A 15,655-nucleotide genomic window follows, 5' to 3' on the forward strand; every position below is an offset into this window, starting at 1 on the left:
CCTTGCTGGAGAAGAAGGGGATTTTACTGTGGGCAGCGAAATAAACAGGCTGCTTGAAATCGTGGAAGATGAGAGGTAGAGGTGATCAGCAATATGGCATTCTTTTACGACTCTCCTAGGGGAGCTGCTTATTCCTGGCTGATTGATTATGCGATGGAGCGGTCGGCGGTATTCGTGTTAGCAAGACGTGGAGAGTTCCAGCTCATGGAGGAAGCCGAGCGTGTGTTTTCGCTGCTTGAGCCTTATCTGATCGAAGAACGCAAGATTAGCGAGCGCGATATCATGAAGCGATTGGATGAGGAGACCGTGCGTGGCAACGGGATTGAATACGGAGCGGGCACTTATTATATTTATAAATGCTGCGAGGAAGCCGCTGTTGTGTTGAAGCATGCGGCGGATGATCTGTTTGCATGGCAGCATCCCCATCTGCCGGAGGATTTGAACTTTTGGGATCATGATGGACAAGACCTCTTACATCATGTAGCTCATGAACGAATGGGCGGGCTTCAGATCGGCCAAGAAGAAGCCGAGAACATATCGGCCATGGTTCCAGGCCTGTTTCTAAGCCGTCCGGAACATAAGAAGTTTGAAGTATTTTGGCAGGATGTATTGTTTCACAAACCGCGCAAGCTTGAAATTTTCGGTTTTGGCATCCGGGAGATTCCTGAAAGCATCGGAGCGCTGAAGGAGCTGAAGGAACTTATGATCCATGAAAGTTACGTCACCAGACTGCCTGCGGCCCTGTTCGGTCTTACGGAATTAGAGGATTTGACGGTATATACGGAGGATCTGGTGGAGATTCCGGCGGAGATCGGTGAGTTGACCCAGTTAAAACGCTTGAATATCGCGTGCGGGAGTTATCATGGACCTACAGATTATGTGATCCGGAGAGAGGAAGTATCGTTGACGAGGGTCCCTCCGGAGATCGGACGATTGAGGTTGCTGGAGCAACTTAGTATGAATTACACGGGGATTTTGGAACTTCCCATGGAGATGGGGCAGCTGCAGAATCTGAGATTCCTTGACCTAAGCCGAAACCAACTCCAGAGCGAGCCGGAATTCATAGAGAAACTGACGGGACTTTCGTATGTTAATCTGTCGGATAACCGGTATAACCCAAGTCCTCAAAATCAGCATTGGGATGATTACATTGAATAATCGGAGAATAATCTGAGCATCTGGAAAATCATGACCTAGCTAAGAATCCCTCTGAGCTCGCATGGCGAGTACAGGGGGATTTGTGCAGGTATCGCGTTTCGCTTCGGAACTTCATCAAACATTCATCTTCGCACAGTTAATCGTGTGGTTGAAGTCTTTTCGTAACCCAAAATTCTTCTAACCTGATCTCAGCGCACTCCTGACCTCGAAGTAAACGTTTTACAACGAGGTGTTCTTTCGAGCAGGAGATTCATTTTTTCAAAATAGTAAATTCCCCAGCGGTTTATGAAGAATGGATTAACAATATTTGCTGTTGGGGTGTGATGTGACATATTGACAGACGGCTCCGATATAACCATAATTAATATTAATTTATAATGATTATAATTAAGTGTTCCATATATAGGAGGGAAACGATATGTACAAATCCGTTATTATAGGCACAGGCCCTGCCGGGCTTACGGCTGCCATTTATCTGGCTCGCGCGAATTTGAGCCCGCTCGTCATTGAAGGTCCGCAACCTGGCGGACAGCTGACAACCACGACCGAAGTTGAAAATTTCCCGGGGTTTCCCGAAGGCATCATGGGTCCTGAGCTGATGGACAATATGCGCCAGCAGGCGGAACGTTTTGGCGCGGAATTTCGTACAGGCTGGGTGAACAGCGTGGAATTCGGAGAGCGTCCGTTCAAGCTGGACGTTGACGGAATGGGCGAGGTGGTTGCCGAGACGCTGATTATCTCTACGGGCGCAACGGCCAAATATCTCGGCATTCCGGGAGAGCAGGACAATGTGGGACGCGGCGTCAGCACATGCGCAACCTGCGACGGATTCTTCTTCCGAGGGAAAGAGATCGTTGTTGTAGGCGGCGGCGATTCCGCGCTGGAAGAAGCCAACTTCCTGACCCGCTTTGCATCCAAAGTAACGCTGGTTCACCGTCGGGAGGAGCTTCGTGCATCGAAAATCATGCAGGATCGCGCCCGTGCCAACGAGAAGATCGAATGGGCATTGAACCGCACGCCGCAGGAAGTCATTGCGGACGAGACAGGCGTAAAAGGCATCAAAGTGCTCAACAATGAGACCGGCGAAGAAGAGACGATCGCGGTCAGCGGCGTGTTCGTGGCGATCGGCCACCATCCGAACACCGGTTTCCTTGGCGGAAGCATTACGACCGACCCGAACGGTTATATCGTAACGACTCCGGGAACATCCGAAACGAATATCCAAGGCGTATTTGCTTGCGGCGACGTGCAGGATACCCGTTACAGACAAGCGATCACGGCAGCGGGAAGCGGCTGTATGGCGGCTATGGATGCGGAGAAATACATCGAGAGCTTGGAACACAGCGCTGTCGTGTTGTAAACTGATAGATAGAGATCGAACCGGCTGTAAGCAGCCCAAATCATGAGTAGAGGAGACTGACCGACCATGGAAAACGTGATTGTATACACATCGAACAACTGCCCGCACTGCAAACAAGTAAAAGGCTTCTTGTCCGATCAAGGCATCGAGTTTGAAGAGCGCAACATCGAGCAGAACGACGAATTCGCACAGCAAGTATGGGATATGGGCGTTCGCGCTGTACCTCTCACCATCATCGGTGAGCACCGAATTCTTGGCATGAACAAGCTCCAGTTCAACAAAGCGTTGAATCCGGAAGCTTAATCTCATCAGCAGATGGCAAGCCAATCGCTTGCTTATGATAAAAAGCTCCTTCCCGAGCCTCGGGAAGGAGCTTTTTTTGTTGCCGAGCCATGCTCATGCTGCCATACGTTCGTACAGATCATGTTCACTTGCTGAAAAACAGGCTCATGATGATCTGGAATACGACGTATGCCGCCACGCCGGAGCCGAATAGAATGAAGCCGGCTTTTTTCTTGCCTTGAAAAAAACGCATAATGCCGAGACTGAACAAAGGTGCGATAACTAGGAGAAACAGCAATACGGTCACAAACATTTCCGGCGATATTTCCGCAGTGCTTACATAGGTCATTTGAGCGTTTCCTCTCCCTTTAGTATAACGATCACACGTTTCTCCGCGAGGAGAAACGTGATTTAAATTACAGGACGAGATTAATTATAGCGGAAAATCGCGAGATTTTCCTTAATATGCTGGGCGCTAATTACGACAAAATATCGTCAATTTTAATGAATCGGCATGGAGACCCGTACCGGGCCAAGAAATTGCGAAATGGCAGAGTAGGCCGCACCGATCATGGTAGAGCGGCTGCCGAGCTCCGCAAACCGGATCTCCATCCGCTCACGGTGGTAAGGAAGCGTGCGCTGGGCAACGACCTGCTGGAGCGTTTCTTCGATCCAAGCCCGGGCGTCGGATAGCGGCCCGCCGATGATGACCGATTGCGGATTGAATCCGTTAACAAGATTGGTTATCCCAATGCCCAGATAGCGTCCGAGCTCCTCGAAATGCCGGATGGTCTCCTCATGGCCGAGCTGGGCATGATGGACAAGCTCGGACGTCCGCCTGGATGGAAGAACGGCATCTTTGCCGTCATAGGATTTCTCCGAGGCGTACAGCTCCCAGCAGCCGCGGTTGCCGCAGCTGCATTCCCGACCCTCGGCCTCAATGGACATATGGCCGCTTTCGCCGGCATATCCGCGGGCTCCCTTATAGAGCTCGCCATTGATGATGATGCCGGAGCCGATACCGCTGCCGGCACTGATATAGAGGAGATGGCGGGCGTCCCGGCCGGCTCCGAAGCGCAGCTCGCCCTGGGCACCCGCGTTCGCTTCATTGTCGATGGTGACGGGGAGTCCGAGCTCGAGCTCGAGCTGCTCCTGCAGCGGGACCATGTCCCACCCCAGGTTGGGGGCGAAGAGGACGGTGCCGTCGCCGTCGACCATTCCCGGGACGCCCACGCCGATCCCGATGATGCCGTACGGGGAGGGAGGGGCCTGACGCATCAGGCCGTGGATCATGCCCACCATCAGCCTCGTCACCGATTCAACGCCGTGCGCTTCAAGCGCCGTGTCCTCTTCGGCAAGGATCCGTCCTTCCAGATCGGTAAGCACGGCGGTTATCTGCTTCACGCGCAGCTCGACGCCGATGGCATACCCGGCTTGTCCGTTAAACAGCAGCAGCTGCGGCTTCCTGCCGCCGCTGGATTCGCCGGGCCCGATTTCCTGGACCAGGTGGTTGCTGCACAGCTCCTGCACAAGATTGGAGACGGTAGCCTTGTTCAGGCCTGTCAGCTTGGACACCTTCGCCCGGGAGACCGGCGCGTGTTGACGTATCGTATCGAGAATGATGGAAGTGTTTATTTTTTTGACCAGAGCCTGGTCACCGGTAATATTCGTCATGTGTATTCATCCTTTTAGTCTTGCTTTCCTAATCCAGTTAGGCTTGTGAGACTTGATATGCTCATAGTCTAGGGGCAAAGCCGGGAAAATGCAACAGCCCGTAACGCAGCTTAAGTCACGGAATCTTTAATGAGCCGGGTCCGGTCGGCGATGTCTTCATCCGAATGTGGAGGAAGGGTGTACCCTGGATTAGACGTGGAACATGTCCTTTGCCGCAGAGCGAAACCGTCACAACGGCAGGCGGAATCGCTTTTGAAAAACTTGTAAAGGAATAACTTTGTTTAACCAATAGACAAAGTGGTGGAGCTGTGATAGGATAACCTTGTAAGCGTTAACCACACCTTAACAAGGTATAGGAGGATTTATTCATGGCCTATTTTAACAACATTAGCAAAGTCGAGTACGAAGGCAGCAAATCGACCAACCCTTATGCTTTTAAATTTTATAATCCGACAGAAGTCGTAGCCGGCAAAACGATGGAAGAGCATCTCCGTTTCGCGATGGCTTACTGGCATACATTGACTGCAGGCGGCTCCGATCCGTTCGGTGCCGACACGGCGGTTCGTCCTTGGGGCAACTACTCCGGCATGGACCTTGCCAAAGCACGCGTTGAGGCAGGCTTTGAATTCATGGAGAAGATGAACCTTCCGTATTTCTGCTTCCACGACGTGGACATTGCGCCGGAAGGCAGCAGCCTGCGCGAGTTCTACAGCAACATCGATACGATCGTGGACTCGATTGAAGACCACATGAAGTCCACCGGCAAAAAATTGCTGTGGAACACGGCCAACATGTTCACGAATCCTCGTTTCATGCATGGTGCGGGCACTACGTGCAACGCCGATGTATACGCTCATGCGGCAGCGCAAATCAAGAAGGGCCTCGAAGTCGGCAAACGCCTCGGCGCCGAGAACTACGTGTTCTGGGGAGGCCGTGAAGGCTACGAGACCCTGCTGAACACGGATATGGGCCTTGAACTGGATAATCTGGCGCGCCTGTTCCATATGGCGGTGGATTACGCGAAGGAAATCGGCTTTGACGCTCAGTTCCTGATCGAGCCTAAACCGAAGGAGCCGACCAAGCACCAATATGACTTCGATGCGGCTACTACGATTGCATTCCTGCAGAAATACGGTCTCGACAAGCATTTTAAATTGAATCTCGAAGCAAACCACGCCACGCTGGCCGGTCATACCTTCGAACATGAGCTTCGCGTAGCACGCATCAACGGCATGCTCGGTTCCCTCGACGCGAACCAAGGCGATATGCTTATCGGATGGGATACGGACGAATTCCCGGTTAACATCTATGACGCTACATTGACGCTGTACGAAGTGCTGATGAACGGCGGCCTCGGCCGCGGCGGCGTGAACTTCGACGCGAAGGTTCGCCGTCCATCCTTCGAGCCGGAAGATCTGTTCCATGCGCACATCGCTGGTATGGATACTTACGCAAAAGGCTTGAAAGTGGCAGCGAAGCTGATCGAAGACCGCGTATTCGAGGACTTCATCGCGAAGCGCTACAGCAGCTTTAATGAAGGCATCGGCGCTGACGTCGTATCCGGTAAGGCTACGCTGGCTTCCCTTGCGGAATACGCGCTGAACAACGAGTCCCCTCGCAAAAACGAGTCCGGACGCCAAGAAATGCTGAAGGCGATTCTGAATCAGTACATTCTTGCGAATTAATTCATAACGGTACGGCTGTTTAAGCTTGTTCCATGAAATCCAAAACCTTCACCGGCTCCCTCCAGGGATGCCGGTGTACTTATTTCAAACCGGAAACGATGGCGCGATCGATGGTCGGCAGTCATTGGAGGCATGTCCCGGACCAGACGATGCGTCTAGGGGAGAATGCCAACGATGTTTTCATGTTCGGTTCATGAGGAGACGAAGGAGGATATAGATGAGTTACGTTATCGGAGTTGATTTGGGGACCAGTGCCGTGAAGACCGTGCTGGTGGACCGCAGCGGCACGGTGGTTGCCGAGCATTCGGAGTCATACCCGCTGAGCCAGCCGAAGCCCGGTTACAGCGAACAGCGGCCGGAGGACTGGGTGGACAAAACGGTATTGTCGCTACGACAATTAATGAAAGGAAACAACATACATCCATCCGAGGTTGAGGGATTGAGCTTCTCCGGCCAAATGCATGGTTTGGTCCTGGTAGACGGAGAGGGCGCCGTGCTGCGGCCGGCGATCCTGTGGAACGACACCCGGACAACGGCGCAATGCCGCCGCATCGAGGAGACCTTGCAGGAGAAGCTGCTCGGCATTGCACGCAATCGCGCGCTGGAAGGCTTCACTCTGCCGAAGATTCTCTGGGTTCAGGAGTTTGAGCCGGAAGTGCTCGAACGGGCTGCCCTGTTCCTGCTGCCTAAGGATTACGTGCGTTTCCGCTTGACCGGACAATACGCGATGGACTACTCCGATGCAGCCGGCACGCTGCTGCTGGACGTGGCCGGGAAATCCTGGAGCACCGACATTCTGGATGCTTTCCAGCTGCCGCACACCTTATGCCCGCCGTTGGTCGAATCCTTCGACGAATGCGGCACGCTGCTCCCCGAGATTGCGGAGCAAGCCGCTCTGCTGCCGGAGACGAAGGTATTTGCCGGCGGGGCGGACAACGCCTGCGGCGCTATCGGCGCCGGCATTCTCGAAGAAGGGCAGACGATGTGCAGCATTGGTACATCGGGCGTGGTGCTGTCCTATGAGGAGCGCCGTGAGGTGGATTTTGAAGGAAAGGTCCATTTCTTTAACCATAGCGAGAAAGACGCTTATTATATCATGGGGGTAACCCTCGCAGCGGGATACAGCCTGACCTGGTTCAAGGATACCTTTGCTCCGGATGTTTCCTTTGACGCGCTGTTAAGCGATATCGGGAATATCCCGGTAGGCAGCGGCGGGCTGCTGTTCACGCCGTATATTGTCGGCGAACGCACGCCCCATCCGGACGCCACCATCCGCGGCAGCTTCATTGGCATGGACGCCGGGCATAAGCTGCCTCACTTTGCGCGTTCGGTACTCGAGGGGATCACGTTCTCTCTCCGCGAATCCATCGATATCCTACGGGCATCGGGCAAGCAGATCGACCGCGTGATTTCCATTGGCGGCGGAGCCAAGAACGAGACCTGGCTGCAGATGCAGGCGGATGTGTTCAACGCGGAAATCGTGAAGCTGGAAAGCGAGCAGGGCCCGGCCATGGGCGCGGCGATGCTTGCAGCTTACGGCTGCGGCTGGTTCCCAAGCCTTCAGGACTGCGCGAAGGCGTTTTTGCGGCCGGCACGCTCGTATTCTCCAAACCCGCAAGCGGTTCAGGCCTATGACAAATTGTTTGGACTCTATCAAAGCGTATACGGAGCCACGCGTGAACTTGGCGCGGAGCTGTCCGAATTCCGCGGATAACCTGCAGATGTTGAAGAGCAGGTCGGGAAGACATTTCTCCCGGCCTGCTTTTTTTTGCGTGAACGCTCCGGACCGCATATACTTGAAGCAGGTTGAAGTCATAAGCAGGTTACGCCGGGGAATGAGGGTCGACCCTCTTCGATGGGAACCGGTTTGGATATCGATTTTCAGGTTCCCTTTATTGGATGGCCTGTGATCATTGTGTAACATCTGCGGCCAATCCGATTAAGGATGGCGCGGAAAGTGTAAAAAAAGAGATGGGGGGACGTCAATGAAACTGACAGCCGAACTGAAACGCGAGAAAATCGTTGCTATCGTGCGCGGTATTACAAAAGAACAAGCGGGCTTCGTGGGGGAAGGGTTGGCCCGGGGCGGAATCCGGTTTATGGAAGTGACGATGAATACGAAGGGCGCTTTACATATGATTCAGGATTGGCGCGCCCGCTATGACGGTGACGTGTATGTCGGCGCGGGTACCGTCCTAGATGTGGAGATGGCCAAGGAAGCGGTCTCTGCCGGAGCCCAATTCCTGATCTCGCCGAACACGGATCTTTCCGTCATCGAATTTGCCCTGGAGCAGGGAATCGACGTATGGCCCGGGGCGATGACACCAACGGAGATCGTTGCGGCGTACGCCGCCGGGGCGGAGATCGTAAAGCTGTTTCCTATGGCAAGCCTCGGCTTGTCGTTTATCCGGGAGCTTCAGGGCCCGCTGAATCACATTCCGCTGCTTGCCACGGGCGGAGTTACGCTGGGCAATCTTCCGGATTATTTTAACGCAGGCGCGGCTGCGGTGGGTTTAGGGAGCGCACTGCTTCCGAAGGATGCGCTTGCGTCCGGGAATTCGGACGAGATCCAGCGCCGTGCAGCGGCTTTTGTGGAAGCGGCGAAATAGTTACACTTTGTTCATCCTTAACCACGCAGGTTATGTTTTGGAAGCTTACTACATAAGGAATATATAGACAAGTTATGGTATTATTTAGGTAGCTTGGTTATGTCATTGCTGCCGTGTACAGGCACTTGTTGAGGATAGCATCGTGTGTAAGTAATGCATGGTTAGGTTCAAGAAATGGAAGGGAGCGAATCAAGTGAATCCATCGGGGAAGAAGAAAGTAAGGGTAAAAAAGACCGTTTGTGCGGTTACGGCTACGGCCATGCTTTGTTTGGCGCAGCCGGTATGGGGGGATAATTCCGTTCCGGGCAGCGGAGTCGCTGTATCCGAAACGGTAACTTCCGTCGACAGCAGTGGTCAAGCCGGTTCCGAAAGCGTTACGGATAACGAAATACCGAAGGGTGCAAAAATTTCGTCCAAACAGGCGGAAGAAATCGTGAAGAAGGCTTTTCCTGAACTCAAGAATGTAAAGGTGTCGAACGTGCAGTTCCTGGAGAATGACGACATGAGATCAAGTGCGCTTACATGGGATCTGCAATTGGTGTTGACCAAAGGGAACTCAAGCTCCGGCTTCAATGCCCAGGTCAATGCGGTTACGGGTGAACTTATTCATATCTATCTCCCTAACTCTTTGTTGAAGCAGGATAGCGACAAACCGGCGTTAACCCGGGAAGCAGCCAAGGAGAAGGCGCTGAAATGGATCAGCACCCACGTGTCGGACGTGAAGGCAAGCGAGCTTAAGGAGAATGAAGCGTATCTCGGTATGCAAGCTGCTTTGTTCAGTCCGCCCCGGTTTGATTTCTATTTCCAGACATCGGTGAACGGAATTGAATCGGATGTGAACAGCATTACGATCACGCTGGATGGACAGGGCAATACGATTCAATATTCCCGCAATCAAGTCAGTGAGGAGTTTCCTTCATCCACGCCGAAATTGAACGAGGCCTCGATCCGCAAATTGTTTGAAGATCAATTCCAAGTAACCTTGGCCTATGTGCCGGAAAATTTATATAACAATGCCAAAGGCGAATATTTTTTAGGTTACATACCTAATGATCTGTCAGGTTATTCAATGGATGCCAATACCGGCAAATTCATCAGTTTCACGGGGGAAGAGAGCGGGCTTGTCTCCGTTGAGGACGGCACGATTCCGGCAACCGAAGAAACCTTTAAGCCGATCGCGGGTCCATTCGCCGGCGGTGATGCGGCAGCCCGATGGGTGGAGTCGCAGATCAAGCTGCCGTCAGGCTTGAAGACAGAATCCAAGAGTCTGGGTACAAGATGGAACAACAAAGAGGTTAAGACGTGGAACATCAGATGGGGCGAACATGCGATCTCCGCCATGGGCGGAGGAGAGATGGTATCCGCAGAGGTGGACGCCAAGACCGGACAGATCTACTCGTACAACCGATATCGTTATGACCGGACCGAAACTGCGGAAGTGAAGAACCCGATTTCGCAGCAGGCTGCGCAGGATCTTGCTTTCAAGACGGTAAGCAAGCTGGTGCCCAACGCTTCCGAGGAATGGAAGCTGACATCGGTTGATAAAATGGGTAAGGACACGAAAACCCTCAACTATCAATTTTCATTCCAGCGCTATGTCGGCGATATTCGCGTCATGGGCGATTCCCTGAACCTCACGATTGAGGCCAACGGGCAAATCCAGGGCTTTAGCGTGAATTCGGAAGGCGTCCTCTCCAAGCTGCCAACGGACGTAAAGCCGGCTATTACCGAGGAGCAGGCAAGAGCGCAGTATTTGAAGGAGATCGACCTGAAGCTGAAATACGGCTATTACGGCGGTTACCTGTCTGCCAATAATGAAATCACCAAGCCTTTCATCAAGCTGATTTATTATCCGACACATAAACAGCAGGCTTTAGGCGGCATGCAGGTACCGCTCGATGCCAAGAGCGGAAAATGGCGCGATATCATGCCGGAAATGAACCGCAAGGATATTCCGCCAGTGACTGACGCGGCAGGGCATTCAGCCGAAGCGGCTCTGAAGGAGCTGGTGAAATATCGGGTATTGGTTCCGGACAAGGACGGCAAGGTGTACCCGGATCGTCAGATCACCCTTGGCGAATGGTATCAGCTGGTAGCGGCTTCGGTTAGCCCGTCCTACGAGCAGGTGTACGGAAGATCCACCATGGATCCGTACGCGGGCCTCCAGCCGGACCATCCGTATTACCAGGCCATCCAAGTGCTGATCGGGCAGAACTGGATTCCGTATGACCCGGACAGCCCGCTGCAGCTGGACCGTAAGCTGACCAGGGATGAGCTGGCAAGCTCGCTGACCCGGATTTTGAATTACGAGAAGCTGTCCAAAGCCTTTATTCTTCCAACCGATGTGCAGGGGATATCCGATGCCGACGCCGTGACGAACAAAGGCGCAGCCCTGATCGCGCTCAAGCTGGGACTTCTTCCGGCGGTGGATGGCAAGTTCCTGCCTAATCGCGAAGTGACGCGCGCGGAAGCGGCTGAGGTTCTGGTCCGCATGTCGAAGCTGGCGGGGCGAAGCGATTCCTTCTTGTCCTCATTTTATTGGTAGTATTTAATATTCGTGCCCGGTCGACAAAACTAGAACCCTTAAGCCCTGATGTTATGTGTTACAATGATGGTGCATACGGATGAGGAAGATGAAGGGCGGGTGTACCGATGAAACGAAGCCGAGGAACGATCGTTAAATTACTGTTCATAGGGACTTTGGCGGTAACCGTTGCAGCAGTACCAGAACCAGCTAATCTCAGTGATGTCTATGCCACTTCCAACAAAGCGGTCGTGAAGTCGGTCCATGCGATACAGCAGAAACTGCTGACAGCGATGAGCGACAGGCAATCGACGGTGCGTTTTGTTTACCAGGGCGAGACCAAATCGCTGAAATCGCAGCTAAAAGACGCACTTGATCAGGCGATGGCCAGTGATCCTTATATCCATTACACCATTGCCAGCTATAGCTACGACTATCGTGGAACATCCAGTTCCGCCAATGTTACCGTCCGGTTGAGCTATCGCGAGACCGCGGAGCAGACGAACTACGTGAACCAGCATACCGACCGCATTTTGAAGCAGATCATCAAGCCGGGCATGAATGATCATGAGAAGGTGAAAGCCATCCATGATTGGGTTGTCCGCAACTTGAAATACGATACGACGCTTACGAAATATACGGCCTATGACGGGCTTTACACGGGGAGCACGGTATGCCAGGGTTATTCTCTATTAACGCATAAGCTGCTGAAGGAAGCCGGGATTCAGAACAAAATCGTGGAGGGTACGGCTTACGCCTCCGACAATCCAGAGGGCCAGCTCCATGCCTGGAATCTGGTCCTTCTGGATGGCAAATGGTACCACCTGGACACGACGTGGAACGATCCCGTTCCTGATCGTGACAACGAGGTATCCTACACATATTACCTCCGAACGGATGAGCAGATGGGCCGGGATCATACCTGGGTGAAATCCTATCCGAAGGCAAATACGCTTTACCGCAACACGCTGGCCGGGCTGGCCGCGAAGGATCGTTCGAAAGCGGGATCATATGAAGCGATTAAGAAGGATCTGGAGTATCAGTTATACGATGCCCGCGCCATCGTCAGCTCCCACCTTCAGCTTCAGCCGCTGGTGAAGGCAGCGAAGGCGGAAGGCAGCCGTAAGCTGGTATTCCGGTTTGACGGGAGCGAGCGAGAGCTTGTGAGCGTGCTCCAGCAGCTGCAGTTAAAGAACAATCTGGGGTCCATCAAGTATTACCACAATGCTTTTGAAAACACGGGTGATCTTAGAGTGCAGATCATATGGTAGATGTCCGTGCCAAATGAAAAACAGCTTCCTCCCAACAACGGGAGGAAGCTGTTTTTTATGCTTGTTCGTCTTTATTATGATTTGGCATCCGTGCTCAAATCGCACTCATCCAATGGCACGATGCGGCTCTTCTTAATCAAGCGGTAGCCGAACCAGATGGAGAGGAACAACGGAATGCTGACATACGTGGCAATGATCGTTAACCAGTCGATCTCCCCGCTGAAATTGCCTTGACCGATAATGGCCACGAGACAGAGCAGGAAAGCGAAGATGGGGCCGAAGGGGAACCAGCGCGCACGGAACGGAAGATCCTTCAGGTCCTTGCCTTGGGCAACGTAGGCTTTGCGGAAGCGGTAATGACTCACCGCAATCGCCAGCCAGTTAATGAATCCGCACATCCCGGAGGCGTTAAGAAGCCACACGTAAACGACGCCATCGCCGAAGAAGGAGGCCAGGAATGCCAGCATGCCCACGGCGGAGGTTACGATCAGGGCTGCAACCGGCACGCCGCGGCTGTTCAGGCGGCTCAGCCATTTCGGAGCCATGCCCTGCTTCGCCATGGCATACAGGACGCGGGTCGAGGCATACATCCCGGAGTTGCCGGCAGACAGCACGGAGCTGAGAATGACCGCATTCATTACGGAAGCCGCAAACGCAAGGCCGGCTTTCTCAAACACCAGGGTGAATGGGCTGACACCGATATTGTCGACCCCGGATTGAAGCAAGCTCGGATGGGTGTACGGGATCAGCATGCCGATAACAAAAATGGCGAAAATGTAGAAGATCAGGATGCGCCAGAAAACCTGACGAATGGCTTTGGGCACATGTTTTCTCGGATTCTCGCTTTCGCCAGCGGCTACCCCGATCAGCTCGGTTCCCTGAAAGGAGAAGCCTGCAGCCATAAACACGCCGACCAGCGCGAAGAATCCGCCGTGTACCGGCCCGTCGCCTAGGCTAAAGTTGCTGAATCCGACTGCTTCGCCGCCAAGAATACCGAAAATCATCATAACGCCGATGATAAGAAATACAATGACGGTCGCTACTTTAATGATAGCAAACCAATATTCCGATTCGCCGTATCCTTTGGCGGATAGAATGTTTAAGCCGAACATAATCGCCAGGAACAGAAGGCTCCAGAGAAATGACGGGCTGTCCGGGAACCAGAACTTGATTATAACCGTCGCCGCCGCGAGCTCGGCGGCAATGGTAACGGCCCAGTTGTACCAGAAGTTCCAGCCGACGGCAAATCCGAAGGCGGGACTGACAAACCGGGAGGCGTAGGTGCTGAATGAGCCGGAATCCGGAAGATACGTAGCGAGTTCGCCCAGGCTGGTCATCAGAAAGTAAACCATGAGGCCTACGGCGGCATACGCGATAAGCGCTCCGCCCGGACCGGCAGAGGCGATGGCCGTTCCGCTTGCCAGGAACAGGCCCGTACCGATTGATCCGCCAAGGGCGATCATCGTCATATGACGGGCTTTAAAGCTCTGCTTAAGCGAAGCAGCCGGTGCTTTTTTGCGATTCAAGGTCGAACACTCCTTCTATACATTAAGAAATGATATTTAAAATATACCCTGTTAGAACAAAAAGACCGCAGGTCCTATACCTGCGGTCTTGATCGTATCCGCATCATACCCTCCATGAAGATAGCACAACACGAGGAAATCCCCCGTGACAGTTCCGTCTCTTTCGACAACGGCCCCAGCACAGGATACAAGAGGATACCCTGCACTTCGGCATTCATGCCTTTCACTGTGCTTCACCGGCTTCTCTTTGCCTCGGCACAACTACTGATCATGTCTGCAACCTCTACCTCATCTTGGAATGATGAGGCTATCTGTATATTCAATTCTAACAAGAGAGTCCTAAGTATAAATCACATTCCATGTCAGAAGCAATGGTTAATTTTTACGGTTCAAGGCGGTTTCCGCCAGCGATTACGATTGATTCCGTTTAGCCATTTGCTGCCAGACGGTTCCGGCAGCTTCTTCGCCGGATTCGATGCGCTCCAGCGCCATTCGCGCCTGCAGGCTTACTTCGAATTCCGGATCGTTGGCGGCTTCTTCAAGGGCGGAACGCGCTTCCTCCGTACCGACTTCGTATAGGAAGCGGGCTGCACGCCAGCGAACGATCTTGCTGCTGTCTTTGAGCGATTCGACCATGACCGGGGTAGCGGCGGCATCGCCGATATCGGACAAGGTATCTCCAGCGGTACGGCGAACGGCCGGCGTTTCGTCGCGCATGGCTTCATACAGGAGCTCCATCGCTTCAGGCGTCCGAAGGTCGCCCAAGTACACGACGACGAGCCGTCGGATCTGCATCTTCGGATCCCGAAGCGCTTTGCGAAGCAGCGGAATGTGTTTCTCCGTCGGCTCCAGCGCATCCAGCGCGGCATAACGTACGCGCCAGTCCTCATCCTGCATCGCGGCCTCGGTTTCCTCGTCCGTCAGCTTCCGGCGCTGCTCGACGAAATCCTCGTCGCTGGCACCGTGGGCAATCGCCTGGGCAATGACCTTATCGAGGCGCTCCTGCGGGAATGCGGCTTCCAGCTCCTGCTCCACGTCACGGGCGATGTCTTCCAGCTGGCCGTAGCGTACGCCGTACTCCTTGAGCTTGCGTTCCTTGATAAGCGAGGAAGTCCCTACCGCGGCTACGGCTTGGGAGAAGCGCTCCGACAGACCGATACGTTCTTCCTGATTCCCGCTTTTGACACGAATTTGCATCGGAATATTGCGGAAATATTGCACGAACACCTGGGCTTCCCCAAATGCGATATCATCAGCGTCTTCCTTGAGTCCGGCGGCGAGTCCCTCCTGGCCGAATATTTCCTGAACGGCGCCCAGAATGGAAGGCCAATCGGCGTTGCCTTTACGGTCGAGCGCGATGAAATCGAGGGTGTGGAACACGCTCTTTACGCCAGGGATATGGAGCAGCTGCCTGATCCAGGGAGGAGCCGACCGTTCGTTGTCTAGTGTATATGTTCTGCGAATTCCGGACTCCAGGGTTTCGTCAAGATGAAGCATCATGGAGTTCGGGCTCGGGGTTGGTTCAATGAATGTAATTTTCATGGGTTTTTATCGCCTCCTTATCCT

The 15,655-nt window shown here is 53.4% G+C and carries 12 protein-coding genes and 1 riboswitch; of the genes, 8 read left to right on the forward strand and 4 right to left on the reverse strand.

Annotation, left to right across the window (positions count from 1 at the left end):
• Nucleotides 1-93: 93 nt before the first annotated feature.
• From JNUCC32_RS28975 to JNUCC32_RS28985, 3 genes are all read left to right on the forward strand, one after another.
• Nucleotides 94-1,158 (forward strand): leucine-rich repeat domain-containing protein, encoded by a 1,065-nt coding sequence (locus JNUCC32_RS28975; RefSeq protein ID WP_192570550.1) that lies wholly within the window; start codon nt 94-96, stop codon nt 1,156-1,158.
• Between the two features lie 418 nt (nt 1,159-1,576).
• The gene (trxB, locus tag JNUCC32_RS28980) at nt 1,577-2,518 is read left to right on the forward strand and encodes a thioredoxin-disulfide reductase (protein ID WP_015737504.1); all 942 of its coding nucleotides are present in this window, start codon (nt 1,577-1,579) and stop codon (nt 2,516-2,518) included.
• 66 nt (nt 2,519-2,584) lie between these two features.
• Complete coding sequence (locus JNUCC32_RS28985; protein WP_006212730.1) at nt 2,585-2,821, forward strand: glutaredoxin family protein; 237 nt, start codon at nt 2,585-2,587, stop codon at nt 2,819-2,821.
• Nucleotides 2,822-2,945: 124 nt separating this feature from the next.
• On the opposite strand, the gene JNUCC32_RS28990 is transcribed toward JNUCC32_RS28985, so the two are convergent.
• Together JNUCC32_RS28990 and JNUCC32_RS28995 are read right to left on the reverse strand one after the other, a co-directional pair.
• The gene (locus JNUCC32_RS28990; RefSeq protein ID WP_192570551.1) at nt 2,946-3,149 is read right to left on the reverse strand and encodes a hypothetical protein; all 204 of its coding nucleotides are present in this window, start codon (nt 3,147-3,149) and stop codon (nt 2,946-2,948) included.
• A gap of 152 nt (nt 3,150-3,301) precedes the next feature.
• Complete coding sequence (locus tag JNUCC32_RS28995) at nt 3,302-4,474, reverse strand: ROK family protein (RefSeq protein ID WP_192570552.1); 1,173 nt, start codon at nt 4,472-4,474, stop codon at nt 3,302-3,304.
• A 368-nt stretch (nt 4,475-4,842) separates the two neighbouring features.
• Here JNUCC32_RS28995 and xylA point away from each other — a divergent pair, with 368 nt between their 5' ends.
• The 5 genes from xylA to JNUCC32_RS29020 all read left to right on the forward strand — a co-directional run bounded on the left by xylA (nt 4,843) and on the right by JNUCC32_RS29020 (nt 12,563).
• Entirely contained in the window at nt 4,843-6,159 is a 1,317-nt protein-coding gene (gene xylA / locus JNUCC32_RS29000) for a xylose isomerase (protein WP_015737501.1), read from the forward strand.
• A 217-nt stretch (nt 6,160-6,376) separates the two neighbouring features.
• Nucleotides 6,377-7,873 (forward strand): xylulokinase, encoded by a 1,497-nt coding sequence (gene xylB, locus JNUCC32_RS29005; RefSeq protein ID WP_096776933.1) that lies wholly within the window; start codon nt 6,377-6,379, stop codon nt 7,871-7,873.
• Nucleotides 7,874-8,144: 271 nt separating this feature from the next.
• Entirely contained in the window at nt 8,145-8,768 is a 624-nt protein-coding gene (locus JNUCC32_RS29010) for a bifunctional 4-hydroxy-2-oxoglutarate aldolase/2-dehydro-3-deoxy-phosphogluconate aldolase (RefSeq protein ID WP_090913217.1), read from the forward strand.
• Between the two features lie 193 nt (nt 8,769-8,961).
• Complete coding sequence (locus tag JNUCC32_RS29015) at nt 8,962-11,313, forward strand: YcdB/YcdC domain-containing protein (protein WP_192570553.1); 2,352 nt, start codon at nt 8,962-8,964, stop codon at nt 11,311-11,313.
• A 107-nt stretch (nt 11,314-11,420) separates the two neighbouring features.
• Entirely contained in the window at nt 11,421-12,563 is a 1,143-nt protein-coding gene (locus tag JNUCC32_RS29020) for a transglutaminase domain-containing protein (RefSeq protein ID WP_015737497.1), read from the forward strand.
• A 74-nt stretch (nt 12,564-12,637) separates the two neighbouring features.
• Here JNUCC32_RS29020 and JNUCC32_RS29025 read toward each other — a convergent pair whose 3' ends face one another.
• Nucleotides 12,638-14,089 carry an amino acid permease gene (locus JNUCC32_RS29025; RefSeq protein WP_015737496.1) on the reverse strand — a complete coding sequence of 484 codons (1,452 nt, stop codon included), beginning with the start codon at nt 14,087-14,089 and terminating at the stop codon, nt 12,638-12,640.
• Between the two features lie 113 nt (nt 14,090-14,202).
• Nucleotides 14,203-14,383, reverse strand: a riboswitch (Lysine riboswitch).
• Nucleotides 14,384-14,500: 117 nt separating this feature from the next.
• The gene (locus JNUCC32_RS29030) at nt 14,501-15,631 is read right to left on the reverse strand and encodes a virulence factor (protein WP_192570554.1); all 1,131 of its coding nucleotides are present in this window, start codon (nt 15,629-15,631) and stop codon (nt 14,501-14,503) included.
• Between the last annotated feature and the right edge of the window lie 24 nt (nt 15,632-15,655).

The organism is Paenibacillus sp. JNUCC32, from assembly GCF_014863545.1.
Classification (GTDB): Bacteria; Bacillota; Bacilli; order Paenibacillales; family Paenibacillaceae; genus Paenibacillus_AQ; species Paenibacillus_AQ lautus_A.